Origin of the sequence: Acinetobacter sp. NEB149 (assembly GCF_012516415.1) — a bacterium.
GTDB lineage: Bacteria > Pseudomonadota > Gammaproteobacteria > Pseudomonadales > Moraxellaceae > Acinetobacter > Acinetobacter lwoffii_V.
Genome location: NZ_CP051208.1, coordinates 2,813,683 through 2,839,084 on the forward strand (window position 1 = coordinate 2,813,683; position 25,402 = coordinate 2,839,084).

Annotated in this window: 24 protein-coding genes, 4 pseudogenes and 1 other annotated feature; of the genes and pseudogenes, 14 read left to right on the plus strand and 14 right to left on the minus strand. The window is 42.8% G+C overall.

Going from position 1 to position 25,402, the window contains the following annotated elements; genetic code table 11:
* Positions 1–13 precede the first annotated feature (13 nt).
* Positions 14–361, minus strand: a pseudogene (locus tag HGD77_RS13615) (TSUP family transporter); the annotation flags it as partial.
* A 12-nt stretch (positions 362–373) separates the two neighbouring features.
* A complete protein-coding gene (gene truB / locus HGD77_RS13620) occupies positions 374–1,279 on the minus strand; it encodes a tRNA pseudouridine(55) synthase TruB (protein WP_004732391.1) in 906 nt (301 codons plus the stop codon).
* 169 nt (positions 1,280–1,448) lie between these two features.
* Here truB and HGD77_RS13625 point away from each other — a divergent pair, with 169 nt between their 5' ends.
* The 5 genes from HGD77_RS13625 (at position 1,449) to HGD77_RS13645 (ending at position 7,076) form a co-directional block, all read left to right on the plus strand.
* Positions 1,449–2,477 (plus strand): lipase secretion chaperone, encoded by a 1,029-nt coding sequence (locus tag HGD77_RS13625; RefSeq protein WP_004732393.1) that lies wholly within the window; start codon positions 1,449–1,451, stop codon positions 2,475–2,477.
* Positions 2,478–2,866: 389 nt separating this feature from the next.
* Positions 2,867–3,868 carry an esterase/lipase family protein gene (locus HGD77_RS13630; RefSeq protein ID WP_168730877.1) on the plus strand — a complete coding sequence of 334 codons (1,002 nt, stop codon included), beginning with the start codon at positions 2,867–2,869 and terminating at the stop codon, positions 3,866–3,868.
* Between the two features lie 84 nt (positions 3,869–3,952).
* A complete protein-coding gene (locus tag HGD77_RS13635; RefSeq protein WP_004732398.1) occupies positions 3,953–4,924 on the plus strand; it encodes an esterase/lipase family protein in 972 nt (323 codons plus the stop codon).
* 133 nt (positions 4,925–5,057) lie between these two features.
* Entirely contained in the window at positions 5,058–6,026 is a 969-nt protein-coding gene (locus HGD77_RS13640; RefSeq protein WP_004732400.1) for an esterase/lipase family protein, read from the plus strand.
* 69 nt (positions 6,027–6,095) lie between these two features.
* Positions 6,096–7,076 (plus strand): esterase/lipase family protein, encoded by a 981-nt coding sequence (locus tag HGD77_RS13645; RefSeq protein WP_129717755.1) that lies wholly within the window; start codon positions 6,096–6,098, stop codon positions 7,074–7,076.
* A 71-nt stretch (positions 7,077–7,147) separates the two neighbouring features.
* On the opposite strand, the gene rplS is transcribed toward HGD77_RS13645, so the two are convergent.
* The 4 genes from rplS to rpsP all read right to left on the minus strand — a co-directional run bounded on the left by rplS (position 7,148) and on the right by rpsP (position 9,307).
* Complete coding sequence (gene rplS, locus HGD77_RS13650) at positions 7,148–7,522, minus strand: 50S ribosomal protein L19 (protein ID WP_004281205.1); 375 nt, start codon at positions 7,520–7,522, stop codon at positions 7,148–7,150.
* Positions 7,523–7,707: 185 nt separating this feature from the next.
* Entirely contained in the window at positions 7,708–8,442 is a 735-nt protein-coding gene (gene trmD / locus HGD77_RS13655; RefSeq protein ID WP_004281202.1) for a tRNA (guanosine(37)-N1)-methyltransferase TrmD, read from the minus strand.
* 28 nt (positions 8,443–8,470) lie between these two features.
* Positions 8,471–9,019 (minus strand): ribosome maturation factor RimM, encoded by a 549-nt coding sequence (gene rimM, locus HGD77_RS13660; protein ID WP_005265559.1) that lies wholly within the window; start codon positions 9,017–9,019, stop codon positions 8,471–8,473.
* Positions 9,020–9,049: 30 nt separating this feature from the next.
* The gene (rpsP, locus tag HGD77_RS13665) at positions 9,050–9,307 is read right to left on the minus strand and encodes a 30S ribosomal protein S16 (RefSeq protein WP_004281198.1); all 258 of its coding nucleotides are present in this window, start codon (positions 9,305–9,307) and stop codon (positions 9,050–9,052) included.
* A 285-nt stretch (positions 9,308–9,592) separates the two neighbouring features.
* Between rpsP and HGD77_RS13670 the strand changes: the two are divergent.
* A pseudogene (locus tag HGD77_RS13670) lies at positions 9,593–10,724 on the plus strand (IS3 family transposase).
* Between the two features lie 39 nt (positions 10,725–10,763).
* On the opposite strand, the gene HGD77_RS13675 reads toward HGD77_RS13670, so the two are convergent.
* Positions 10,764–11,165 (minus strand): Tfp pilus assembly protein FimT/FimU, encoded by a 402-nt coding sequence (locus HGD77_RS13675; protein WP_005265556.1) that lies wholly within the window; start codon positions 11,163–11,165, stop codon positions 10,764–10,766.
* Positions 11,166–11,327: 162 nt separating this feature from the next.
* The gene (ispH, locus tag HGD77_RS13680) at positions 11,328–12,278 is read right to left on the minus strand and encodes a 4-hydroxy-3-methylbut-2-enyl diphosphate reductase (protein WP_005265555.1); all 951 of its coding nucleotides are present in this window, start codon (positions 12,276–12,278) and stop codon (positions 11,328–11,330) included.
* A gap of 133 nt (positions 12,279–12,411) precedes the next feature.
* Between ispH and gmk the strand changes: the two genes are divergently transcribed.
* The 5 genes from gmk (at position 12,412) to HGD77_RS13705 (ending at position 16,587) form a co-directional block, all read left to right on the plus strand.
* Positions 12,412–13,035 carry a guanylate kinase gene (gene gmk, locus HGD77_RS13685; protein WP_004281187.1) on the plus strand — a complete coding sequence of 208 codons (624 nt, stop codon included), beginning with the start codon at positions 12,412–12,414 and terminating at the stop codon, positions 13,033–13,035.
* 76 nt (positions 13,036–13,111) lie between these two features.
* The gene (gene rpoZ, locus HGD77_RS13690) at positions 13,112–13,393 is read left to right on the plus strand and encodes a DNA-directed RNA polymerase subunit omega (protein WP_004281186.1); all 282 of its coding nucleotides are present in this window, start codon (positions 13,112–13,114) and stop codon (positions 13,391–13,393) included.
* A gap of 214 nt (positions 13,394–13,607) precedes the next feature.
* Entirely contained in the window at positions 13,608–15,713 is a 2,106-nt protein-coding gene (locus tag HGD77_RS13695; RefSeq protein WP_005265552.1) for a RelA/SpoT family protein, read from the plus strand.
* Between the two features lie 75 nt (positions 15,714–15,788).
* Positions 15,789–16,172 (plus strand): RidA family protein, encoded by a 384-nt coding sequence (locus HGD77_RS13700; RefSeq protein WP_005265550.1) that lies wholly within the window; start codon positions 15,789–15,791, stop codon positions 16,170–16,172.
* A gap of 220 nt (positions 16,173–16,392) precedes the next feature.
* Positions 16,393–16,587: a bacterioferritin-associated ferredoxin gene (locus HGD77_RS13705; RefSeq protein ID WP_005265549.1), complete on the plus strand. Its 195-nt coding sequence runs from the start codon at positions 16,393–16,395 to the stop codon at positions 16,585–16,587.
* Positions 16,588–16,744: 157 nt separating this feature from the next.
* Here the strand turns inward: HGD77_RS13705 and HGD77_RS13710 are convergent, their stop codons facing one another.
* Positions 16,745–17,806 carry an RNA-guided endonuclease InsQ/TnpB family protein gene (locus tag HGD77_RS13710; RefSeq protein ID WP_005265548.1) on the minus strand — a complete coding sequence of 354 codons (1,062 nt, stop codon included), beginning with the start codon at positions 17,804–17,806 and terminating at the stop codon, positions 16,745–16,747.
* Between the two features lie 255 nt (positions 17,807–18,061).
* On the opposite strand from HGD77_RS13710, the gene bfr reads away from it, so the two are divergent.
* Positions 18,062–18,526 carry a heteropolymeric bacterioferritin subunit Bfr gene (gene bfr, locus HGD77_RS13715; RefSeq protein WP_005265547.1) on the plus strand — a complete coding sequence of 155 codons (465 nt, stop codon included), beginning with the start codon at positions 18,062–18,064 and terminating at the stop codon, positions 18,524–18,526.
* A 48-nt stretch (positions 18,527–18,574) separates the two neighbouring features.
* Here bfr and HGD77_RS13720 read toward each other — a convergent pair whose 3' ends face one another.
* Positions 18,575–20,209 carry a PglL family O-oligosaccharyltransferase gene (locus tag HGD77_RS13720; protein ID WP_005265546.1) on the minus strand — a complete coding sequence of 545 codons (1,635 nt, stop codon included), beginning with the start codon at positions 20,207–20,209 and terminating at the stop codon, positions 18,575–18,577.
* A gap of 571 nt (positions 20,210–20,780) precedes the next feature.
* Here HGD77_RS13720 and HGD77_RS13725 point away from each other — a divergent pair.
* Positions 20,781–21,287: pseudogene (locus HGD77_RS13725) on the plus strand (IS5 family transposase); the annotation flags it as partial.
* 38 nt (positions 21,288–21,325) lie between these two features.
* On the opposite strand, the gene HGD77_RS13730 reads toward HGD77_RS13725, so the two are convergent.
* Positions 21,326–22,545, minus strand: a protein-coding gene (locus tag HGD77_RS13730; protein WP_155861555.1) for an IS3 family transposase whose coding sequence is annotated in 2 segments (ribosomal slippage) — positions 21,326–22,269 and positions 22,269–22,545 — 1,221 coding nt in all. Because the reading frame shifts where the segments join, the coding sequence is not laid out codon by codon here.
* Positions 22,154–22,270, minus strand: a sequence feature (AL1L pseudoknot). It overlaps the preceding gene by 117 nt.
* Positions 22,546–22,591: 46 nt before the next feature.
* Between HGD77_RS13730 and HGD77_RS13735 the strand changes: the two are divergent.
* Positions 22,592–23,026: pseudogene (locus HGD77_RS13735) on the plus strand (IS5-like element IS17 family transposase); the annotation flags it as partial.
* Positions 23,027–23,102: 76 nt separating this feature from the next.
* On the opposite strand, the gene HGD77_RS13740 reads toward HGD77_RS13735, so the two are convergent.
* Genes HGD77_RS13740 through HGD77_RS13750 form a run of 3 tightly spaced genes read right to left on the minus strand, consistent with a single transcriptional unit; the run spans position 23,103 to position 25,314 of the window.
* Entirely contained in the window at positions 23,103–23,663 is a 561-nt protein-coding gene (locus HGD77_RS13740; protein ID WP_005265543.1) for a TPM domain-containing protein, read from the minus strand.
* Complete coding sequence (locus HGD77_RS13745) at positions 23,657–24,694, minus strand: TPM domain-containing protein (protein ID WP_005265542.1); 1,038 nt, start codon at positions 24,692–24,694, stop codon at positions 23,657–23,659. Before HGD77_RS13745 ends, HGD77_RS13740 begins: the two co-directional genes overlap by 7 nt.
* A 29-nt stretch (positions 24,695–24,723) precedes the next feature.
* Positions 24,724–25,314: a LemA family protein gene (locus HGD77_RS13750; protein WP_005108521.1), complete on the minus strand. Its 591-nt coding sequence runs from the start codon at positions 25,312–25,314 to the stop codon at positions 24,724–24,726.
* Positions 25,315–25,402 lie beyond the last annotated feature (88 nt).

The window sequence follows — 25,402 nt, forward strand, 5'->3', positions numbered from 1 at the left end:
TTTCACACTAAAGATAGATGGCGATCACGATCAACATGACCAGCACAAAAGGCTTAAGAATCTCGACTGGAATTAGCGTAACGCTGGCTGCACCAATAAAAGAGCTGACAAAACTACACAGTGCAATCACGCCCAAGAGCAGCCAAGGCAGTTTCACCTGACACAGATAGGAAAATGCCGCAGAAGCGGTGCCACAAATGGAAGCGAATTTATTGGTACCAAAGAACGTAGCAGGCTGTAGATGCGGTAAACTCCCCATAATTGCCGGAATCTGGATCAGACCACCACCGCCTACGGCAGCATCAATCGCCCCTGCAAAAAATGCAAAGACAACCAGACTGATGATGATCTCAATTTCCATATATTGACTCGATTAGAGGTTCAGGACGCGTTTGGGCACCAGACGTTTTTTGTCGGTGATTTCTGCCAGCCCCAGACATTTCTCACCATCAAAAACCAGCACCTGTTCAGCTGCTTCATGTTCGATATTGCTTTCCATGCCGCGGCTAAAATATTCTGCACGACTTTCGGGTACCTGCACTTTTGGAAAATGATCAACCGGTGCATAGGCCGGCAATAACAGTTCATCGCGCTCTGCTTCGCTCAGGCTTTCCAGATATTCAATGGTATAACTTGGAATCAAATCAAAATGGCCGGTTTTGATGCGGTGCAGATAAGTCAGATGGCCATAAGTTCCCAGCGCTTTGGCAATATCTTCACCTAAAACCCGGATATAAGTGCCTTTAGAACAGGTAATATCCAGCGTAATACTGTTCTCCGTAAAGGACAAAAACTCAATCGCTAAAATCGTAATTGGACGCGCTTCACGTTCAATCTCGATACCTTTGCGCGCCAGTTCGTATAAAGGACGGCCTTCTTTTTTCAAGGCAGAATACATCGGCGGCACTTGCTGGATATCCCCGATAAACTGTGCCAATGTGTCCTGAATCAAGGCTTCCGAGAGTTCAGGAACCGCTTTTTCCAGAAGCACCTCACCTTCGACATCGCCCGTGGTGGTACTATGCCCCAAAAATACGGTCGTCTGATAACGCTTGACCGAATCTAATAAATAATGCGAAAACTTGGTCGCCTCCCCCAAACACACGGGCAATAAACCGGATGCCAGCGGATCCAGCGCACCGGTATGGCCGGCTTTTTGTGCACGGTACAACCAGCGGACTCTTTGCAATGCGGCATTAGAGCTGATACCCAAAGGCTTATTAAGCAGGAAGACACCACTAAGATGACGACGCTGAATTTTAGGAGATGATGCTTTCATGGCAAAAAATCAGACATTTTATAAATTGGCGCCATGGTAAAACCCTGCGAGATGATTTACAACTTTTCTATAGTCTCTAATGATTTTTATGGCATATTGAGCCGGCTTTAATATCTAAAAGCTTGAACATCTAAAATAATGAAACAACGAGAAAATAGGTGCATAGGATATGCAGAAATATAAAATATGGATCATTCTGGCGTTGCTGGTGCTGTGCATTCTCACGCTGATCTTATGGCTGTCTCCAAAAGAAAATAACCAGGCGGATACCGGGACAAAAACACCTTTTACTGAAACTCAGGCAGAGCAAACCGCACTCTTGGTCAATGGCCCTGCCAATGCAGCCTTCCCCAGTGCCAGCCAGCAAGATACCGAAATTAATTGTCAGATGCAGTTAGATGCCAGCAACCGTCTGATCGTGAATGAACAGACCCGCAACTGTTTTGAATATTTTATTACTCAGTTTGGCGAAAAAAATCTGCAGCAGATCCAGCAGGATTTTAAAGCCTATATTCGCCAGAATCATAAAGAACCAGCACTCTCGCAAATTCTGGATTTATGGGATCGTTATATCCAGTATCGTCAGGGTTTGGGCCAGCTCACTGCACCGACTGGGCTGAATCAGGAATATCCTGCCTATTATCGTAGCATCTATAACAGTACCCAGTATTTGCGCCAGCAGTACTTTTCCAAGTATGAAATTGAAGGCTTGTTTGGCACAGAAGATGCCTATCATGAATATACCCTGGACCGGATGAGCGTATTGGCAGACAAAAGCTTGACTGAGACTGAAAAAGCCCAAAAGCTCAAAGCACTGTTTCAACAGCTCCCACAGGACTGGCAGGAAAATCTGGAACAACTGAATAAACTGGAAGATCTGCGCAAACTAACCGCTAATATTAAGGCTCGTGGCGGTTCCAGCGATGAAATCCGGCAGATGCGGATTAATCTAGTCGGCCCTGAAGCCACACAGCGTCTGGAACAACTGGATGTACAACGCAGCGACTGGAAAAACCGGGTGACGGGCTATTTAGATGAACGGGATCAGATTACCCAGTCCGGCATGTCAGATACCGCCAAACAGCAAGCCATTGCCCAGCTTCGCAGTAAACATTTTAATACACCGCAAGAACAACTCCGGGTAGAAACCTTTGAACAGGTTCATGATCAGGGAGCCAAGCTGCCCTTTGCTGACTAAGCCCAAAAGCCATCACCTGTTGATGGCTTTTTTATAAATGCCCTTTTGCTAACTTTATATTTTTTCTCAAAATGATCTTTTATAGTTGTTTCAAAATATTTCGTATTTACACAAAATAACTTAGACAAATTTTAATTATTTCAAAGACTTTTTATTTAAATACATGTGTAGATAAAACATATATTTACAATGTAAACCCCTCCCGTCCTGCATGTCCCCAAATGACATGGTTTAAACGCTTTGAAATGAAAAAATACCCCTTTTAAAAAGAAAATTTGCTTAGCCACTGAAAGCCGGACCTGTATTTTCATCGTCTGATTTTGTGGTTTGCAACACTCTACAAAAAGCAATGATTGCTTGAATAACGATAAAATTAAAAAGGGACAGCTATGCATACTTTCAGCAAGATAGCCCAGTTACTGACTGTGGCTTTAGCGACAACTCTGGGATTCAGTTTTTCTGCACATACTCAGGCTGCGGCGAGTGCAACACAAGTCATCGAAAAGACCCGGTCTGACTATGCCAAGACCAAATATCCGATCTTGATGGTGCATGGCTGGTCACGCATTGGCACTGATAGTATCGGGCTGGATTACTGGTATCAGATTCTGCCAGATATGGCACGTAATGGCTCTACCGTCTTTGCGGCACAATTGTCTCCGGCAAATACAACGGCGCATCGCGGTGAACAACTGGTTCAACAGGTTGAAGAGGTTCTGGCAATTACCGGCAAGCAAAAACTGAATTTGATTGGTCACTCTCATGGCGGACCGACAGCACTGTATGTCGCAGCGACCCAGCCGCAGTATATTTCGGCTATCACTGGCGTTGCAGGAACCTACCATGGCTCCAAAGTGGCAGATGATATTCAAAATAATCGCCTGACCCGTACTGCCTTTAACATTTTAGGTGATTATATTATTGGTCCATTGATTGCACTGGGCCAGTTTAAACCTGAACTGGAAATTGATTTTGATGCTTCCATGAAATCCCTGACCCAGACCGGCTCAAATACTTTTAATGCTACAGTGGCGCAGCAGGTCATCAAAGATGGTGTATTGGCGTCCACAGAAAACTGTAATAAAAATTTAAAGCAGAAAGACAGTAAAGGTATTCATTATTATTCATGGACGGGTGTGGCCCAAGCCACCAATGCTCTGGATATTGATACGGTCCTGATGCAGCTCGGCCCTTTATCTTATGGCAGTAAAGACAATGATGGCATGGTGTCACGTTGTAGCGCTTTCATGGGCAAGGTCATTCATGACCAGTACAAACTCAATCATACGGACCTCGCCAATATGATGTTTGGTCTGAAAGGCGTGTTTGCACCAGATCCGGTCGCCCTCTACCGCCAGCATGCCAACCGACTAAAATTAGAAGGTTTATAACCCCAGAGTGCCTATATTTCAGCTGAAATATAGGCTTTTTTTCTGCTTCTTTTTATTTGACCTATCCGTGATCGGGAAGCTGCAATGAAAAAAATAATGTATCACTTGAACCTTTTACTGCTGGTTTCCATATGGACTGGCCCTGTGCAAGCCTCGGCATTACAGCAATATAAAAGCAATTTTGTCCTCTCAAGTTATGCCAAGACAAAATATCCGATGGTCTTTGTCCATGGTTTTGGCCTGGGTTTTAACCGGATTGGAACGGATCGCATCGGTTTGGATTACTGGTATCAGATTCCCCAAGACCTGAGTCGGCATGGTGCACGGGTATTTTCTGCCGAATTGTCTGCCGTCGCATCCAATGAACTGCGTGGCGAACAGCTCTTGATGCAAATTGATGAAGTACTGGCACTGACAGGCCATAAGAAAGTCAATCTGATTGGGCATAGCCAAGGTGGCCCAACGATTCAATATATCGAGGGCGTTGCACCGTATAAAGCTGCCTCTTTAACCGCCATTGCGGGCGCCATGCAAGGCACACCAGTTTTTGTCAATGCCAGCAAGACACCCCTGCTTGAACCTTTTATTCATGCCATCGGTACGATTCTGGGCCACAGCATGAATCTGGTTACAGGCAACCAGTATCCGGTCAGTATGATCGAGGCACTGCAAGCCATGAACTCAGAGGCGATTCAGGCTTTCAATATGAAATATGGCTCCTCTGCTATTCCCAAAAACTGTCAGTCTCAGGGCAGTAAACTCACGCCAAATGGAATTTACCACTATTCCTGGATGGGCAACCGGCAGACAACCAATCCGCTGGATGCGATTGAATCTACAGTCGTGACTTTAGGTGGCAGTTTCTTGAAAGGAGAAGCCAATGATGGTGCTCTGCCGCTGTGTAGCGGACGTTATGGCCAAATCATTCGTCAGGATTATGCCCACAATCATTTTGATGAAGTAAACCAGTTTTTTGGTATTTTGGGCCGTTTCGCGCAGGATCCGATCGCACTCTATCGCCAACATGCCAACCGGCTCAAACTACAAGGCTTATAAATCGCTCATCTTTATAAATAGATCATCTTTATTAATTAAAAAACTTAGGAAACTGAGTCCCTGCTACAGAGCGGAACTTTAGGCAACCGGATGAGGATCATCCTGTTAAAACAACAAAAGTGAGGAAAATATAATGAAATTCGGAGTATTCATCACCGGCCTACTGCTGGCGGGTACATGCCTCAGCACCCAGGCATCCACCCAAGCCAGTCAGATCACAGCAAAAGCCAGTTCACAATATGCTAAGACCCAATATCCGATTGTGTTCGCACATGGTATGGCGGGTTTCATCCGGGTCGGTACCGACCAGTTTGGACTGGATTACTGGTATCAGATTTTACCGGATCTGGCACGTAATGGCGGCAATGTCTGGGCAACACGTGTCTCACCTTTTAACTCATCGGAAATTCGGGGTGAACAGCTTTTAGAGCAAGTCAATGAAATTCTGGCGATTACCGGCACATCTAAAGTCAATCTGATTGGTCATTCGCATGGTGGCCCGACCATTCGTTATGTCGCAGGTGCGAGACCTGACCTGGTTGCTTCCCTGACTTCAGTCGGTGCTCCGCATAAAGGCTCTCCGGTGGCAGACCTGATCCTTCAGGCAGAAGGCACACCGATACAAGGGCCTTTAGTCGGTGGCATCAACCTGGTGTCCAAGGCCATCACCTGGGCACAAGGGCTGGATCCGAACAGTTTCCCGCATGATTCTCTAGCCGGTGGTCGCAGCCTGACCTTGGCAGGATCCGCTCAATTCAACCAGAAATATCCGCTCGGTATGCCAACCACCGCCTGCGGTGAAGGTAAGGAAAAAGAAGGTGATATTCGTCATTATTCATTCACTGGTGTAGGTCAAGTCACCAACCCGCTCGATCCTGATTCAGCATTGAAAGTTACAGCTTTACTCATTGATGGTGGCAAGGAAAATGATGGTCTGGTCTCCCGCTGTAGTGCCAAATTCGGTAAAACAATTCGGGATAACTACAACTGGAACCATCTGGATGAAGTGAACCAATTCCTCGGGTTAAAAAATATCTTTGCTCCAGACCCAGTCGATGTTTATCGCCAGCATGCCAACCGGCTCAAATTGCAAGGCCTGTAATTCAATCTCATCCCTGTCATCACAATGTGCAGGGATTTTTTAATTTTTAAACCGCCAAAATGGAACTTTATGAAAATTAGAACGCATTTTATACCCTTATGCTTCGTGTTATTTACGGGCCAATATGTACAGGCTTCCAATTTGCAGCTAGCAGAATCCAGATTTGTCGTGTCCAATTACGCCAAAACACAATACCCAATTGTCTTTGCACATGGCATGGTCGGCTTTAATCGCATTGGTTTTGATGCCTTAGGCATGGACTATTGGTATCAAATTTTGCCTGATTTAGCCCGTAATGGTTCAACTGCCTTTGCCACCCGCATCTCACCTTTCAATTCCAGCGAAATCAGAGGTGAACAATATGTGGAGCAACTCAAAGAAGTCATGGCGATCACTGGCACCAAAAAACTGAATTTAATTGGTCATAGTCATGGTGCGCATAGCGTGCGTTATGCAGCCGGGGTGATGCCGCAACATGTAGCCTCAGTGATGACTGTGGGCGGTGCCAATCAAGGCACGATTGTCGCCTCTGATGTTATGCGACTTGCCAATCAAACCGGAACATCTGAATTGCTCAATACCCTGATCAGCAGTTTTGGCAACGTCATCATGTGGGCACAAGGCTTAGACGGTCAAGCTTTCCCGCATAATGCCGTTGCAGCCGGACATAGTACGTCTATTGAAGGCACAGCCGAATTTAACCAGCGCTTTAAACTCGGGCTTTCGCTGAGCCCATGTAATGAAGGCAAATATAAAGACCAAGGCATTGCGCTGTATTCAATGATGGGCAATCAACCCGTGACCAATCCCCTAGATGTCAGTGATGCCGCCATGAAAGCCTTGGATCTACTTTCTGCAAGTAAGGCTGGCGCGAACGATGGAATCGTGTCGGTATGTAGTGCCAAATTTGGTAAAACGATTCGTGATGATTATCCATGGAATCATCTGGATGAAATCAATTTGTTGTTCGGCATTAAAGGTACCTTTGCACCTGATCCGGTTGCTGCCTATCTCCAGCATGCCAACCGTTTAAAATTGCAAGGTTTATGATTTTTATAAAAATAGCTAGATATAAAAAATGCGCCCAAAGGCGCATTTTTTTACTCGTATAAAGCTTAAAATTAAGCTTTAGTTTTACGAGCTGGTAATTTTTCACGAATACGTGCAGCTTTACCAGACAATTCACGTAGGTAGTAAAGTTTAGCACGACGAACGTCACCACGACGTTTCACTTCGATACCAGCAACGATTGGAGAGTGAGTTTGGAATACACGCTCAACGCCAACACCGCTAGAAATTTTACGCACTGTGAACGCAGAGTTCAAACCACGGTTTTTCTTAGCAATTACAACGCCTTCGAACGCCTGTAAACGCTCACGGTCGCCTTCTTTTACTTTAACTTGAACAATAACTGTATCACCTGGTGCAAAAGCAGGGATGTTTTGTTTCAATTGTGCGTTTTCAATTACTTGAACTAAAGGATGCTTACCGCTCATGGGGTATCTCCAATATGTGCGAGTCAGAAGAGGTCTGATCATCGCTGGGTATAGAGGCTAAAGCGCATACACCCGATTATCTTTCCCTTTATGGTTGACCATCTCAACCATAAAGAGCCTATTAAAGAATACTTAAATCATTTTAAGTACTTGCTTGAAGATAGAAATGATTACTCATCAATATCTTACAAATCTTTTAGCCATTTTTTCTGCTGCTTGGTCAACTCGACTTTTTCCACCAACTCTGGGCGGCGTTCAAGTGTACGCTGATATCGCTGCAAAAACCGCCATTTTTCAATATTGGCATGATGCCCGGACTTTAACACCTCAGGCACATCCAAACCTTCAAAATGATCTGGCTTGGTATATTGTGGGCAATCTAGAAGACCATCCACAAATGAGTCTTGCACGTGTGACTGTTCATCAGACATGGCACCCGGAAGTCTCCGGATAATACTGTCCAATAAAACCATCGCAGGCAGTTCACCACCCGACAAGACGTAATCTCCAATTGACCATTCCTGATCAACGTATTGCTGGATCAAACGTTCATCGACGCCTTCATAACGTCCGCACAGTACGATGATTCCGTCATATTTGACAAAATCCTGTACCGCAGTTTCGTTTAAGGTTTTTCCTTGCGGTGACATATACACCACAGGAACCTGAACTGCACCCGCTTGCCTTGCAAGCTCTTTGGCATGCTGGATTGCTTTTGCCAGAGGCTCAGCCATCATCACCATACCCGGACCACCACCGAATGGACGTTCATCCACGCGTTTATAGTTGCCCGTCGCATAATCGCGAGGATTGATGCAATGAATTTGCATCAACTCACGTTTTGCTGCGCGCCCGCTAATCCCATAGGCTGTAATCGCTTCAAACATTTCAGGAAAAAGCGTAATGACTGCAAAAAACATCGCAGACTCCCGTATTTCCGAAAAATTCTTAGTAGTCTACGCCCCAATTGACGTAGATACGACCAGCTTCAAGATCAACGCGTTGCACCACATCTTTATGCCATGGGATCATTCGCTCTTCGCCATCGATGCTGTCGGCAGTTGCGCGAACCACCATCACATCGTTAGCACCTGTTTCAAACAGCTCAAAAATTTGACCCAGATTGACTTCTTGTTCTTCATCGTCCAGACCTAACACCGTTAGACCTTTTAAATCAGACCAATAATACTCATCTACGCCTGCTTGAGGCAGTTGCGATTTAGAGATCCAGACATTGGAGCCAACCAGTTCGTCTGCACCAGTGCGATCACTCACACCTTTTAGCGAAACAACCAGGCCTTTACCATGTGGTTTCCAACGTTTTACATCGACAGTTTGCCAACCTGCTTTGGTCTCAATGTACCAAGGCAGATAGTCAAATATGTTGCTCATAGGTTCTGTATTGGAATAGACCCAGAGCCACCCATTTAATCCATATGCTGAACGCAACTGTCCAATCTGAATACGATCTTCGGGAACATTCTGTGTTGGTGTCATGGGCAAGCTACTACCTAATTTATATAAAAATTATGCAGCAACTGCAGCTTTCTTAGCTTGAGCAGCTAAAGAAGCAACACGATCAGAAGGTTGAGCACCTTGTGAAACCCAGTGAGCAAAACGGTCAGCATCTAAACGAAGTTTTTCTGCTTTACCTTGAGCTGTAGGGTTGAAAAAACCGATACGTTCGATGAAACGACCATCACGTGCATTACGGCTATCAGTCACAATGATTTGATAGAACGGACGTTTTTTAGCACCACCGCGTGCAAGACGAATAACAACCATGATAGAACCTTATAGTTTTTACGGATTATTCATGTGCCGACCACCGGAACACTTCAAACCCCTTTCATAGAGGGCAATATTTTACGCGAAGTTTGCCCTGAATGAAAGATCAAATTTTAGGTTATCAACAGTTAGAATTTATTTATCAGACCAAGCGGAACAAGTATCTGTTGTTACAGGTGAATCCTTACCTTTAAAGAGATGGCTCCGTAAATTTGAACAACTCCTATAAGTGATATTTTGCTCCCCAAATGATGTTATAAACATCGATATATGGAGTATTTTATGGCACGTAGACCAAGAAGAAATCATTCAAATGACTTTAAAGCTAAGGTAGCACTTGCTGCGATTAAAGCAGAAAAAACACTTGCTGAATTGAGTGCTGAATTTGATGTTCATCAAAACCAAATTATCGACTGGAAAAATCAATTGCTTTCAGCTTCCTCGCAAGCCTTCGATCAATCAAAAGCTCCAGCAGAACCGCCCATTGATCTAAAAAACTACATGCAAAAATCGGTGAGCAGGCATTAGAAATTGATTTTTTAGAAGGTGTGTTGAAGAAACTGGGCCGCTTCAACCACAAAAGTTAATCGACGACTCACTTCAGATTTCAGTATCTAAGCAAGCTAAGCTACTGAAAGTCTCTCGTGGTTGTTATTACTATCGCCCAAAACCTGTGAGTGCATCAGATCTGAAGCTGATGCGCTGTATTGATGAATTACATATGCAATACCCTTTCGCAGGTAGCCGTATGATGCGTGATTTATTGAACCGTCAAGGACATCATATAGGACGACGTCATACACGTACTTTAATGAAGAAAATGGGCATTAATGCGTTATATCGTAAACCAAATCTAAGTCAGGCCAATCAAGCTCATCGTAAATATCCATATCTGCTCAAAGGATTGAATATTCAACGGAGTAATCAAGTGTGGGCAACGGATATAACGTATATCCCTATGGCAAAAGGCTTTGTCTACTTATGTGCTGTGATTGATTGGCACAGCCGTAAGGTGCTTGCCCATAGCGTATCGATTAGTATGGAGGTTGCATTTTGTATAGAAACATTAAATGAAGCTATTGAAAAATATGGCCGACCTGAAATCTTTAACACAGACCAAGGCAGTCAATTTACCAGTGATGCATTTATTGAAGTGTTAAAATCAAATGACATCCAAATCAGCATGGATGGTAAAGGTCGTTGGGTTGATAATGTGATGATTGAACGATTATGGCGGATCGTTAAATAGGAGGAGGTTTATCTCAAAGCCTACAGCAATGTTTTTGATGCGAAAAAGCAATTAAATGCATATTTTGAATTTTATAATTTGAAACGACCTCATTCGAGTCTGGACAAAATGACTCCAGATGAGTTTTACTATGACCAGCTACCACAACAAAATAAGGTAGCTTAACTAGAGCAGAATATCACTTATAAATAAGCTTTTAGTTGTTCAAACAAATGGGACCATCTCTGGCAAATCCGCTTTATACCCTGGGTTATTAACTAATTTACGAATTGCTGTTGTGCGTTTTTTCGCCAAACCTGTTGGTGTAAAAGTAATCCCTTCTGGCAATCCTTTAGCAAGCACATGTACAGTTGACCTTGTCGTATCCCAATAGAACTTATCACCAGTATTTTCTTGATTCTTAAATTCTAAAGAAATATCTTTGCGAAGTGAAACGGCTGTTCCTCGAACATTTGACAATGTCATCGCCAAATCTCTTGCCTCTGTCTCTAATTGTTTCTTATATACCAATTGCATCATATTGGGCGCTGCCATCATGGCAACAATCACCAATACCGCAATAGTGACCATCAGCTCAATTAACGTAAAACCTTTATTCTTTTGCACACTCTCCCCCCAGCTCCAAAACTTTCCCCCTATTAAAAATAATATCTATAAATTTTACAAAACCTACACAGAGCAGATAAAGGGCATAAAAAAACAGATAACCGCAAAAAGCAGTTATCTGTTTTAAAAAAATTATAAATCAGGTGATAAGTGCGTCACATCTTAAGCTTGAGTGACTGGAATACGCAATTCTTTCGGTAAGCTAAAAGTAATATTCTCTTCTCTTCCATCTAATTCGTGCGGTGCTTGTGCACCCCAATCCTGTAAACGCTGAATAACTTGTTTAATCAGGATTTCAGGTGCAGATGCGCCTGCTGTTACCCCAATCTGGGCATTTTCTGCAAACCATTCCTGCTTGAGCTCATCGGCATTATCAACCAGATAAGCCGCCTTCCCCATACGTTCCGCCAGTTCACGCAAACGGTTTGAGTTAGATGAATTTGGTGAACCCACAACTAAGACTACATCACAACGTTCAGCCAGATCCCGTACTGCATCCTGACGGTTTTGCGTAGCATAGCAAATATCATCTTTACGCGGACCTTGGATCATTGGGAATTTTTGACGTAAGGCATCAATCACTTTCGCCGTATCGTCAATAGATAAAGTGGTTTGCGTGACAAAAGCGACTTTTTCAGGATTGCGTACCGTTAAAGCGGCGACATCTTCTTCATCTTCAACCAGATAAATCTCACCACCATTTTTTTTGTCATATTGCCCCATGGTGCCTTCAACTTCCGGATGGCCTTCATGACCAATCAGGATCGCTTCTACACCTTCACGAGCATATTTAGTCACCTCAATGTGCACCTTAGTCACCAATGGACAAGTCGCATCAAAAACCTTTAAACCACGACGTTCAGCTTCTTGTTGTACCGCCTTGGAAACACCATGCGCGCTAAAAATCACGATATTATCGTCAGGAACTTCGTCGAGTTCATCGACAAAAATTGCACCACGCTGACGTAAGTCATCGACCACAAATTTGTTATGCACCACTTCATGCCGCACATAAATTGGGGGGTTAAAGCATTCTAGGGCACGGTTCACGATCGCAATGGCACGATCTACACCAGCACAAAAACCACGTGGGTTGGCTAAAACAATTTCCATAGAATCCTCAATACTCATACCATTTTTAGCGGTTCAATTGAAATAAATGTAAACAATCGACTGACAACTATTTAGTTTAAAGCCGCTCTACTCTAAAATAGAGAAGATATTTTATCATATCAGGAAAAATATCATGTCGGGTCTCTTGTTTGTCGTTTCTGCAGCGTCTGGAACAGGCAAAACATCCCTTGTTAAAGCCCTACTTGAGCGTGTCAACAATCTTCACGTTTCTGTGTCACACACTACACGCGGTCAACGACCTGGCGAACTCGATGGCGTGCACTACCATTTCTCTAATAAAGAAGATTTTTTAAATCTGGTCAATGAAGGTGGTTTTATCGAATACGCCGAAGTATTTGGTAATTACTACGGGACCGCACAAGCCACAGTCAAAGAGCAACTGGCTAAAGGTCATGATGTGCTACTGGAAATTGACTGGCAAGGTGCACAGCAGGTTCGTCGACTTTTTCCTGAATCTAAACAAATTTTTATCTTGCCACCAAGCCAGTTTGATCTACGTGAACGCCTGTCTAACCGTGGTACTGATGCTGTGGATGTGATTGAACACCGTCTGAGCTGCGCGGTAGAAGATATGCAACAATATAGCAACTTTGACTATATCATTATTAATGACGACTTTAATAAGGCGCTGCATGACTTGGAAGCGGTGATTATTGCCAATCGTCTGGTACTTAGCCAGCAAGCCAACCGTCATGAAAAACTGATTCAAAAACTGATTACACCGACTGAACAGTGATTAAAACTTGAGTCTATAGACAAAGCCTTTTATACTGAGCAGTCTGTTAAAATTTATTATTCAAACGAGAATTCTTATGGCACGCGTCACCGTTGAAGATTGTTTAGACCATGTAGACAACCGCTTTGAGCTTGTACTAGTGGCAAGCAAGCGCGCGCGTCAATTGGCACGTCAAGGTATTGAACCAACTGTAGAATGGGACAATGACAAACCGACTGTTGTTGCTTTACGTGAAATCGCTTCAGGTCATGTATCAAAAGACATTTTGAAACAACGTGATCAAGACTATCAAACATCAAGTCTGGATCTTGCACTTTCTGCAAATAATCTAAACTTAGACGGTTTTTCTTTCCAGTAAGAGATCGTCACTCAAAAAGCCTAGTTCTAAACTAGGCTTTTTTTGTTATGTGACTTTTATATTTATGCCAGAACGGTTATAACATAAGGGTTAGCTATCAAGTTTGTATTGGTTTTCTGCTCGCTAGCAGCCAAAAACCATCAAACCAGGAAATTCACATTTCTAAAGCGCTTTCAGGTTTTATTTGTAAAAAATTCAGTTGAAAAGGTGTTTTATGCCAGGCCCACAGGTCAGTCAAGCCAAGCAGCAGTTAGAGCTCATTATCGATGCGTATTTAAGTGAAAGCGATGTCGAACGTGTGCTTGCGGCCTGTGATTATGCAGATATGGCGCATGATGGGATTGTGCGCAAAAGTGGTGAACCTTATATTCTACATCCGATTGCGGTCAGCTGTATCTTGGCGCATATGCGTTTGGACACTGAAACTTTAATGGCTGCCCTGCTGCATGATGTGATTGAAGATACCGAATTTAACAAAAATGATATTAGCAAGATTTTTGGTTTTACCGTCGCTGAACTGGTCGATGGTGTCACCAAACTAAGTCATTCTAGCGATAAAGAATATAATAAAGCGGCTTCTTTCCGAAAAATTCTGCAAGCCACCTTACAGGATCCACGTGTCATTATTGTGAAACTGGCCGACCGTTATCACAATATGACCACTTTGGATGCACTACGTCCAGACAAACGGGCACGTATTGCCCGCGAAACTTTTGAAATTTTTGTTCCAATGGCACGTATTGTCGGCATGAATGAAATGGCGGATAATCTGGAACATCTTTGTTATCAGAATCTAGATCTGGACATGTATAACAATGTGCAGGCCGCCCTACTGGAAACCAAGCCAAAACGCTGTGAATATCAGGCCAAGTGGGAAAAGAACCTGACCGAACTGCTGCAACAGAATGCCATTCAAGGCCGGATTAAGAAGAAAAACAACAATATTGAGCTACTGCGCCACTTCGTTAAAAATGACATCGATCTACAAGAATTAACTCACAGCCATGCTTTTGAAATTATTTTACAGAGCATTGCCGATTGTGACCGACTGGCAGAGATTCTGACCCATAGCTTTAAGATTCAAAGCTATGAAGACCATATCCGTCGTCCATTACCGGGTGGCAACCAGTCCCTGATGATGCGACTGAAAGGCGAAAAGACCACTTTGTCTTTGACCATTCAAACCGAACTGATGCGTAAAGCAGCACGTTTTGGTGTTGTACTCGGTGAAAGTGCGCCGCAAGCCTGCCGCTCAGCAATTCAGGCTTCAATGCAAAACCTGAATGTCCTAGTCGATGGCGAATGTGCCAAAACCACTTTCAGTGAATTACTGGACTATTTACATCAGGAAAAAATCTGGGTCTATACCCCACACGGCCATTTACATGAATTACCGCAAGGTGCCACGGCGGTCGACTTTGCTTATGCGGCGAGTTTATTCCTGGGCAACCATGCGGTGGGTGCAAAAATTAATAATGAAACCAAACCACTGTCGACTCCTTTAGTCAGTGGTCAGGTAGTCGAAATCATTACTGATGTCCTTGCGACGCCGAACCCAGATTGGCTCAGTTTTATTAATACCCAGAAAGCTCGTCGTGCTATTCAGAATATTCTGCGCGATCAAGATCCAGATGAGCAACGTTTGGTCGGACAACAGGCTCTCAATCGTGCCTTGAAACTCTTCCATCGTTCTATTCGCGATATGACGGAAGCAGACTGGAAAAACCTTTTGGAATGGCGCCATGTTTCCAGCAAGGAACAGCTGTTTGAACAGATTGCAGTCGGTGATTTATTACCGCAACTGGTGGCCAACCATTTATTTGCCCAAGATCATCATCAGAATATTGCCAGCTCAGACCGTCTGATTCAGGGAACGGAAGGTGTCGATGTCAAATATGCACATTGCTGCAATCCTGTGCTGGGTGATCCGATTCAGGGTCATTTGACCCGTCGCGGTTTGATTGTGCATCGTGCGCGCTGCCACAACCTGCTGCATGAACAGCATCAGCATCCAGAAAATATCATGTTGTTACAGTGGACCTCTGATGACCTCGAAGATATCAGCTTTACTGCCTATCTCAGTATTGACTTGGACATGAATGACGAGCAGATTTCAGACCTGATTTACCAATGCCGTAAAGCGCATTCCGGGGTGGAAATGGTACGTACTCAGGATGACAAAACTTATGTCAATATCGTGGTGCATAACCGTAAACAGATTGCACAGATTATCCGGGATTTACGCATGTATTTCGGCTTTCCACGAATTATCCGCCTGGCTCAGCCCATCGTTTTCAGTGAAGCCTCTAAAGCAAGTTGATCATTTAAAACGATAGTGCTTTGATCGGCCGAATTGATCGAATATGATGTATGTCGATGATAAAAGGAGAAATTAATGTCCCGCCAAGTAATCCATACTGAAAATGCCCCTGCTGCGATTGGTACTTATTCGCAAGCCATTTTAGTGGGTGATACCTTATATCTATCAGGTCAAATTGGTCTGGATCCTTATAGTATGGAACTGGTTGAAGGCATTGAAGCTCAAATTCGCCGGGTGTTTGATAACTTAAAAGCAGTCTGTGAAGCCGCTGGTGGCTCTTTGGCAGATATCGCCAAACTGAATATTTTTCTGACCGACTTATCTCACTTTCAACTGGTCAATCAAATTATGGGTGAGTATTTTGCCCAGCCCTATCCAGCACGTGCCGCTTTAGGTGTGGCTAGCCTGCCTAAAGATGCTTGGGTTGAAATGGATGGCATTGTCATCATTAATCAATAAGTTATAAAAATCACTCAGTCCCCACCCTGCAATATCTCATTCTAAATCATGAATTGCTTTTGTGTGGAAATCCGAGCAGTGCTTGGATTTCCGCTCAGATGGTAGTTTTTTATCTAAATCATCAATCACGATAAAAGCTATTTCAAATGATTTTTATTGACAAACGATAACAATTATCAATAATATTACTTATCTTATTTAATCACTGTGGTTGTGTCCTATGTACGTTTGTCTATGCCGTGGCATTACAGATCAAGACATTAAAGATGCTATTGCAAATGGCGCTGAAAGTTATCGTGATGTCCGCGATATGTTGGACTTGGGAACTTGCTGTGGCCGCTGTGTACCAGAAGCTCGTATGATCATCAGTGATGAAGTTTCACAAATCGCAGCACGACTGGCCGTTGCAGCATAAATTCAAAATATTTCTCCTTATAAGCATAATGAAAAACAATGATCTTCAATCATTACTCCCCCGCCTTTGACTCTGGCGGGTTTTTATTGCCACTCATCTGAGTCTGGATCGATTCGATGTCGATTTTCATTTGCTGTTCCTTGACATCCTCACCTCTCTAAATAGAGCTGATTCCTCCTGCGAGACGCTTATGCCCAAGCGCAAGTATGTTCTTAGCACTATTCAAGTCCCGATCCAGAACACTTGAACAGTTTTCACATTCCCATACTCTTATTCGCAAATCTGCTCTACCTTTCGGACTGCTTGCAGTGACCTCACCACAGCACGAACACATTTGGGTTGTGAAACTTTCACTAACTTCTTCAAACCATACTCCTGCGTTCTCGCATTTATACTTGAGCATGGTCTTGAATGCTGAAAATCCGGTATCCAGAACAGACTTCGCCATCTTGGTTTTCACCAGTTTTTTCGCACTCAGATCGCCTACAACAATTAATGCATTTTTCTTTATAAGCATCGTACTTGCTTTGTGCAAATGGTCTTTACGACAGTTTGCAATCTTGGCGTGTAATGCACGGACACGTTTTCTATTTTTAGCTCGTTGAGCAATCCCTAATTTCTGTTCATATTGACGGTAGAACTTGGGATTTGAAATTATCGTACCATCCGAACAAGTGGCTATATCCTTTAAGCCCAGATCAATCCCAATCAAATTAGTCGCAGTCGATTTCTCAATTTCAGGGCTATTCACAACTAAGCAGACATACCAGCGGCCACGCGCATCCTCGACAAACGAACCAGTCTTGATACTGTAATTTGACAGTCCATAGCTATCCCATATTTTAAACTGATGCTTGCCATACTGGATATGGCCATCAGCATACTTGATTGCTACTTTCTTAAAGGGTATCCAACCTAGTGATCTTCTGGCTGATTTCTTATGACTGACCCGCCATTTTAGTTTGGTCTTCTTGAATTGCTTTCTGCGTATGACTAATTCTTCGGTAACAGCCTGAATGGTTTGACTATGTAACCCACAAAGCCTAGATGTACCTTTCGTATATTCAGCAATATCGTAAGCACTGAGAAATTCACCTTTTCTTTTAAGGTGTTTAAAGCTTAAATCATTGACATAATTCCAGACGAAATTCACTTCAGATGCTAATTGCTCTAATATCTTAGAATGTTTATCTTTAATGCGTAATTTAAGTGTTTTCATGCGATTATTTTATCAATGAAAATAACCAATAGAATATCCAAAGTTAAAAATGTTAATTTGAAACGACATTTTATGTCGTATGGCTTAGGTCACTTTATGTCGTATGGCTTAGGTCACTCATTTATATCCCTGCCTTGAAAACGAGGTTTTACGTTTGATTTGATAAATTACTCGCCATTTACCCCTGACTTGCTTTACTATCAGGATTAGAGCGCTTTCTTAGAAAGATAAAACAGGTCCAAATGGAGTTATGCGATGAAAGGCAATCGTGATGTGATTAATCAGCTCAATCAGGTGTTGTATCACCACTTAACTGCCATTAACCAGTATTTCCTGCATTCGCGCATGTTTAATGACTGGGGCATTGAGAAACTGGGCTCGGCAGAATATAAAGAATCCATTGTTCAGATGAAACATGCCGACAAAATTATTGAACGTATTTTATTTTTGGAAGGCCTGCCGAATTTACAGAATCTGGGCAAGCTGTATATCGGTCAGCATACTCAAGAAGTGCTGCATTGTGACGTGCGTAAAGTCAAAGAAAATATTGAAGTCATCCAGAAAGCAGTCGCGCTGGCTGAAACCCAAATGGATTATGTAACGCGTGATTTGGTTCAGGAAATCCTAGAGAAAGAAGAAAACTATCTGGACTGGACCACAACACAAATTGATTTGATCGAAAGCATTGGCATTGAAAACTATATTCAAAGTCAGCTCTAAACTTAAAATTAAGCCAAGAAAAAGCCAGCATCTGCTGGCTTTTTGTATTTAGCGCGGCATATCCTGCGTTAACTCTTTATAACTCATTTCAGTTTTCTGAATGATCTTTAAGCGTTGCAGCTGATGCTTGGCTTCCGCCTCATATCCATTAAAAGCTAAAAGTTTGGCATATTTGATCAGGTTATATTTAGTCGGATAACTCAAGACCATTTGTTCACCTTCCAGAATCTGATCAGCAGATGCCTTGCTATAAGGATTCAGACGAATCCAGGCAATGCGATGATTAAACTCGGTCAGCAAATAAATTGGTTTTTCATTAGTGATTTTTTCTGGCTGCTTCTCATAACGAATACTTTGTCCGAGTTTTGGTACTGCAACATCATAATCGCGATAAATCACAATCAATAAAAGTAACCCAACAGCAAAAATGAATTTCATACCGACTGATGGCATAACCACTGTTTTAATTTTTGGATTTTGTGCCAGAACCGTACCCAGAATAAAACCGACTGGTAGCAGAAAATAGGCATAATGCTGTGGAAACTCAAACATGGCATGTGTCACAAAAGCCCCGATCATCAAGATTCCAATGACAGATTCTGGCGTATTCACCCAGCGCTGTAACTGAAAGCCTAAATAACCAAAATATGCCAAGAAAGGCAGACCGATGATCAGTCCATTCCAGAGCAGGAAATCAATAATAAAATTATGCGCACTACGGATCCACACCGGGCCTTGTACAGTATCGCTGACTGAAACGAACGCTGCGCTAGTTTGATACCAACCATAGCCAAACCATGGCTGTGCCTGAATGGCAGCCAACATTTGCTGCCAGATGGCAATACGTGACATATCACCGGTAGCACGAGATACCACATTCCTGCTTTGCACGACGTCGGTATCCATCGCTTGTGCAGCGAGTTGACTGAGTAATGGAAAAGCCACAATACAGGCAACAAAAAAGATAAACCAAAAGCTACTGTAATACCATTTCAGGCGAATAACACCTTTATATTGGTAGAACGCTAAATACAGTATGATCGCAATCGCAGCCACCCAGGCAGTACGCGACTGACTTAAAGCAACTCCTATAACAATCACTGCAGCGCAGGCAAATAACCATTTGGTATGGATTTTTTTATTTTCATATAAGTAAAGGCAGCTCATCAAAGCCATGACCAAGAAAGTCGCCATATTATTCGGCTGGGCAAAGTTAGCATAGGGACGCTGTGTACCACTGATATTCACCATGCCTGGCAGTACAGAATCCAGATTAGACCACTGACACAGCGCAATTAGACCCGTAATCGTTCCTGAAGCTAAAAATACATAACTCAAATTAGTAAAGGTTTCTTCTCGGCTATAGTTTCCTGTTGAAAGGTGATAACCCAACACACTTACCAGCCAAAAGCTAAAGACAAAAATGAAGCCCATCATAGCAGTGCTAAAGAAAAATACTTGTCCTACCAGAAAATGTATAAAAGGAATAAAGGTGAGTAGTAATAATGGCAAACTGATTGCTGGAATTTCGAGTTTTTCTTTTAGACAGATCGCAGCGAGCGCAAATAATGCAAAGAAGGCATAGAGTTCACCGGTATAGGTGACCCAAGGGCGGTAGTGGATCGGCATGAGCCATGCAAGAGAGATAAGAATTGCTGCAATGAGGGCAAGCGTGAATTTCATAGAAATATCAGGCAGTGAAAGTTTGGCACATAATAAACAAAAAATTATGTCTTCTGGTAATTAGATTCTTACTTTATAAAATTTTCAATTCTGATTAAGCATATAGTGAGCAGGAACTGACATTTTTTGTCAGTTAGTTACACAAATTTACTTTCCGCTTTTTTACATTTTTTAATCCATTAAACAATGTATTGATTTCATACATAATAATTGGATAATATGCTTTGGCACACTTTGTGCAACCTATAAATTAGCTTACAAAGCTTATAAATAAATCAACAAAATATTTGTGGAGAATGTTATGAACGCTCAAAAAGGCTTTACATTGATCGATACTCCATAAGTGTCCATATAAAATCAAGAATCCATAAGTTAGCTAATATGGACTTCTTCCATTTTTTAGGCATGTAAGCTCAATTAATTGAGCGTAATGAAAAAAATCAATGATCTCATCACTGAATAGGAACAGTGTAGAATTTAATTAATTAAATTAATACTGTCATTTTTATTACCAATCGGCTTTGTTGCACAAACCTATCTGTAAAGGCTTTTTCAGCGATATAATTTTCAAATGAAGAAGCCTACACACAAAATCTACCGCACAACCAATTGGCCCGCATATAACCGAGCACTCATGAGTCGCGGAAATATTGCCATTTGGTTTGATCCTGCTACGCAATGGTATGCGCCATCAAAAGGCAAACAAGGGCGAAATCAAACCTACTCCGACGCAGCCATCCAATGCTGCTTAATGATTAAATCCTTATTCCGTCTGTCTTTACGTATGGTCACTGGCTTTGTGCAAAGTCTGATTAAACTTTGCGGATTAAATTGGATAGCGCCAGACTACACTACAATTTGTAGACGACAACAGCATATTGACATTGCAATCAGCTACCAAAAAAGTAGCGATGGGCTGCATCTACTCGTAGACTCTACAGGCATGAAGTTTCTAGGTGAGGGCGAATGGAAACGCAAGAAACATGGAGCTGAATATCGTCGCCAATGGCGTAAACTACATATTGGTATAGATGCCAAAACCCTACAAATACGCGCTATTCAGCTCACAACCAATAATGAACCGTACCGGGTTTGTCGGAGACTTTTTTATTTAAGTTAGGCCACCTGACCTAACGGATTAATCTTATCATAGTACATTGCTTCAAACTCAAAAGGCGATACATAACCCAGTGCACTGTGTACACGCTTTTTGTTGAACCAATCTACCCAATTTAATGTCGCAAGTTGTACATCCGCTAAACCTTGCCAATCTGCTTTTAAATATTCAATCACTTCTGTTTTGTATAAGCCATTCACCGTTTCAGCCAAAGCATTATCGTATGAATCACCTGTCGTACCGACTGATGCTCGTAAATTTGCTGCTTCTAAACGATTGGTATAGCGAATAGAAAGATATTGAACACCTCTATCTGAATGATGAATCACATTCTTAGGCATACCTCGATCGTGCAATGCTTGCTCCAATGCATCGAGCACCATATCTGTATTCATCCGTGTAGATACTTTCCATCCAACAATTGCTCGTGAGAACACGTCAATAACAAATGCGGTATATACCCAGCCTGAATGAGTTTGAATATACGTAAAGTCACCCACCCATAGTTGGTTTGGATGATCAGCATTAAAATTACGTTTCACTAAATCATCTGCCCGTTTTTGGTCATCTCGGTTACGGGTGGTTTGTTTATTCTTACCACGCCAAACACCTTGTATACCTAGCTTTTGCATCAATCGAGCAACTGTACAACGTGCAATCACATAGCCTTCACGTTTCAGTTGTTGCCAGACCTTACGCACACCGTATCGACCTGAACTTTCTTTCCAAATTCGCTTAATCTCCTCAGCATGCTGCAAGTCATGTAAATCTCGTTTCGCTCGATGTTCTGGATTTACTGTGAGATCTAGAGTCCGGTAATAGGTTGAAGGTGCGATCGGTAAAATTCTACAAATCGCCTCGACTCCGTACAGCTCTTTATTATTATGGATAAAATCCACCATTATTTGTGTGGGCGGTCGAGCTCCGCCTGGGCGAAAAAAGCCGCTGCTTTACGTAGAATTTCGTTAGCACGTTGCAGTTCTTTATTTTCGCGTTCCAGTTGTTTGATACGTTCTTGGTCTGAAAGCTGCTGTGCTTTAACTGGATTTTGTTGATCTAAGTATTTTTGATACCAAACACGTAGTGTTTCAGGAGTACAGCCAATTTTAGGAGCAATTGCTGTGATTGCAGCCCAATTCGATGGATAATCTTTCTCGGATTCAATCAATAATTGAACCGCTCTTTCTCTGATTTCAGGGGTATATTTTAATTTTGTCATCGGGATAGTCTCTCAGAATATTGACTCTCCGACAAACCCGGTACGGTTCAATAATGTCAGTGATTCACAGGTTCTTGGTGATTTACTTAATCAGATTCCACAAGATGAGCAGATTGACTCTGTTTATACCGATGGAGCTTATGACACCAAGCAATGCCGTCAGGTCATTGCAGATCGGCAAGCACATGCGGTGATTCCACCTAGAAAAAATGCGAAACCATGGAAAGATACAAAGAGTAGCTCGCTAGAGCGAAATGAATTACTTCGAACAGTTAAACGTTTAGGCAGGACATTATGGAAAAAATGGTCAGGCTATCATCGCCGCAGTTTGGTGGAAACCAAGATGCATTGCATCAAATTATTAGGCGATAAATTAATGGCAAGAAGCTTTCCTAGTCAGGTGAATGAAATTCATGCACGTGTAGCAGTCCTCAACAGATTTACGGAATTAGGTCGACCACTTACCCAAGTTACGCCTTAAATTTGGCTCAATTAGGGGCGCTTTGCATTTCAAATCTTTGTGCAACAAAGCCTTATGCAAGCAATATATAAAAAAATCACCCTAAAATAATCGGTTTATTCCCTATTTCATTTTCTAAATCATCTATTTTTCGATCGTAATATTGATCTAGAACTTTTCCAATTTCTATAACACCTTCAATCACACCCTGCTTAAACTGCTTTTGCTTTAATAATTGAACAATATGCTGACAAATCTGATCCCAGACTTCTTGAGTGGTTGCCTGTTTAATTCCCCGATCAATCACAATCTCAACCTTATGCTCACACAAGTTTAAATATAGCAATACCCCACTATTATATTCGGTATCCCAGACACCGAGTTCGGCAAAGAGTTGTCGAGCTCTACACAAAGTATCCTGATAATAGGCTGATCGTGCGGATAAGCATCCCTCGATTACGACCTGAATCTCCCCCACATGCCCATGCTCAGCTTCTTCAACAGCTAATGCAATTGCATGCTGATCCTGCTTGGAGAAAAACCGCTTGGTTGCTGGCATATAAAAGAAATGCTTGAACCATCGCTTAAAACTCGGCTGTGCATATTCTTCCAGCTTCGGTTGCGTGACAATCTCTGTTGTATCTGTTGTTGTTACCATGAGCCTGATGCCCCTCCCCCACCAAAACCACCACCGCCTCCACCGAAGCCGCCACCAAAACCACCGCGGCCGCTACCGCCACGACCAGCACCAGAAGCAAAAGCATACAAAAGTAATTGCGCCAGTGAAGTGATTAATACAAAAAATACGCCAATCCCAATCATTAAACTGGCAATTAAGCCCATGCCATTGACTAGGCCAGCAGCTGTACCTGCAACTGCAGCAGTTGCAGCACTAAGTTTTTTACCAAAAATCATCGAAGCAACCACACCAGCGATGATAATAAAAATTACAGCACCAAAAGTGGCTTGAGAGGCTTGCTGGGCTTTATAAGCCTGTTCGTGTCGCTCTTTTAGCTCATCCGCGGCTTGGGCGGCAATTTCAGGATCAAGATTTAGAATCCGTTCAATTTCCTCCAGTCCAGAATCGATCCCTTGAGCATACTGCCCTTGCTTAAAATACGGCGTAATTCTGTCATTAATAATCCGGCCTGCCACGATATCGGGCAACACACCTTCCAGACCATAACCGGTCAAGATCTGAATGCGGCGATCATTGATGGCAATGGTCATCAATAAACCATTATCCCGTTTGGCCGAGCCGAGCTGCCAGGCCTCAGCGACACGCATGGAATAATCAAAAATATCTTCCTGTCCCGTAGTCGGCACAATGACCACACCTATTTGCCCTTTGCCTTCATTATAAAGTTTCAGGATACGCTGGCTCAGCTGCTGCTTTTCAGCAGGACTAAGTAAATTTGCCTGATCAATGACCGGTTCATTCAGACTGGGTAAATCACGCTGAATCTGCCCTTCCGCCATGTCATTGGCAATTTGTGGCTGTGATGCTGCTGCAGTTTCTATATTTTGGGCTGGAGTATTTTGATTATTTTTAGGCTGCAAGATTTCACGTGCCACGATGACTTCTTCAGTATCTGTAGCTGTGGCCGTTTCTGCTGAAACAAGCGTCGTTGCTCCCATACCCAGCATGAGGAGCAAACCAGCACAATATTTCAGCAGCATCTCGGACATCTGATCTCTCGCTTATTTACAAATCTTACTTATTCAAAGGAGACCGTTGGCGCTTTCTGAGCACTTTGCTCGGCACTAAAGTTCGGTTTGGTGTCCATGCCAATCACTTTGGCTGTCATGACTTGCGGGAACTGACGCGCATAAGAGTTGAAGTCCTGTACTGTCGTAATATAACGGTTACGTGCCACCGCAATCCGGTTTTCAGTCCCTTCTAGCTGTACCTGTAAATCACGGAACTGTTGATTCGCTTTCAAATCTGGATAATTTTCAGTGACGGCCAAAAGACGAGACAAGGCACTGGTCATCTGCGCCTGTGCTTCCTGATAACGCTGAAACAGTTCTGGATCTTCCAGCACTTCACGGTCAACTTTCAGACCGGCAACATTGGCACGTGCTTGGGTCACTTCAGTTAAAACCTGCTCTTCATGCGAAGCATAGCCTTTGACCACATTCACCAGATTAGGTACTAAATCGGCACGGCGCTGATACTGGTTCTGGACTTCCGACCAGGCGGCCGTTACAGCTTCATCTTTGACTTGTAAGGTGTTATAACCACAACCACTCAGGGTCAAGGTACTGGCCAGCATTAAGGCGATAAGAGATTGTTTGAATACACGCATGATATCTTGTCCTCAATTCTTTATTAATATTTATATAATTAATTTGATTTTAAACAGTATTTTCTAAAGTTTTGTTACTTTTTATAAT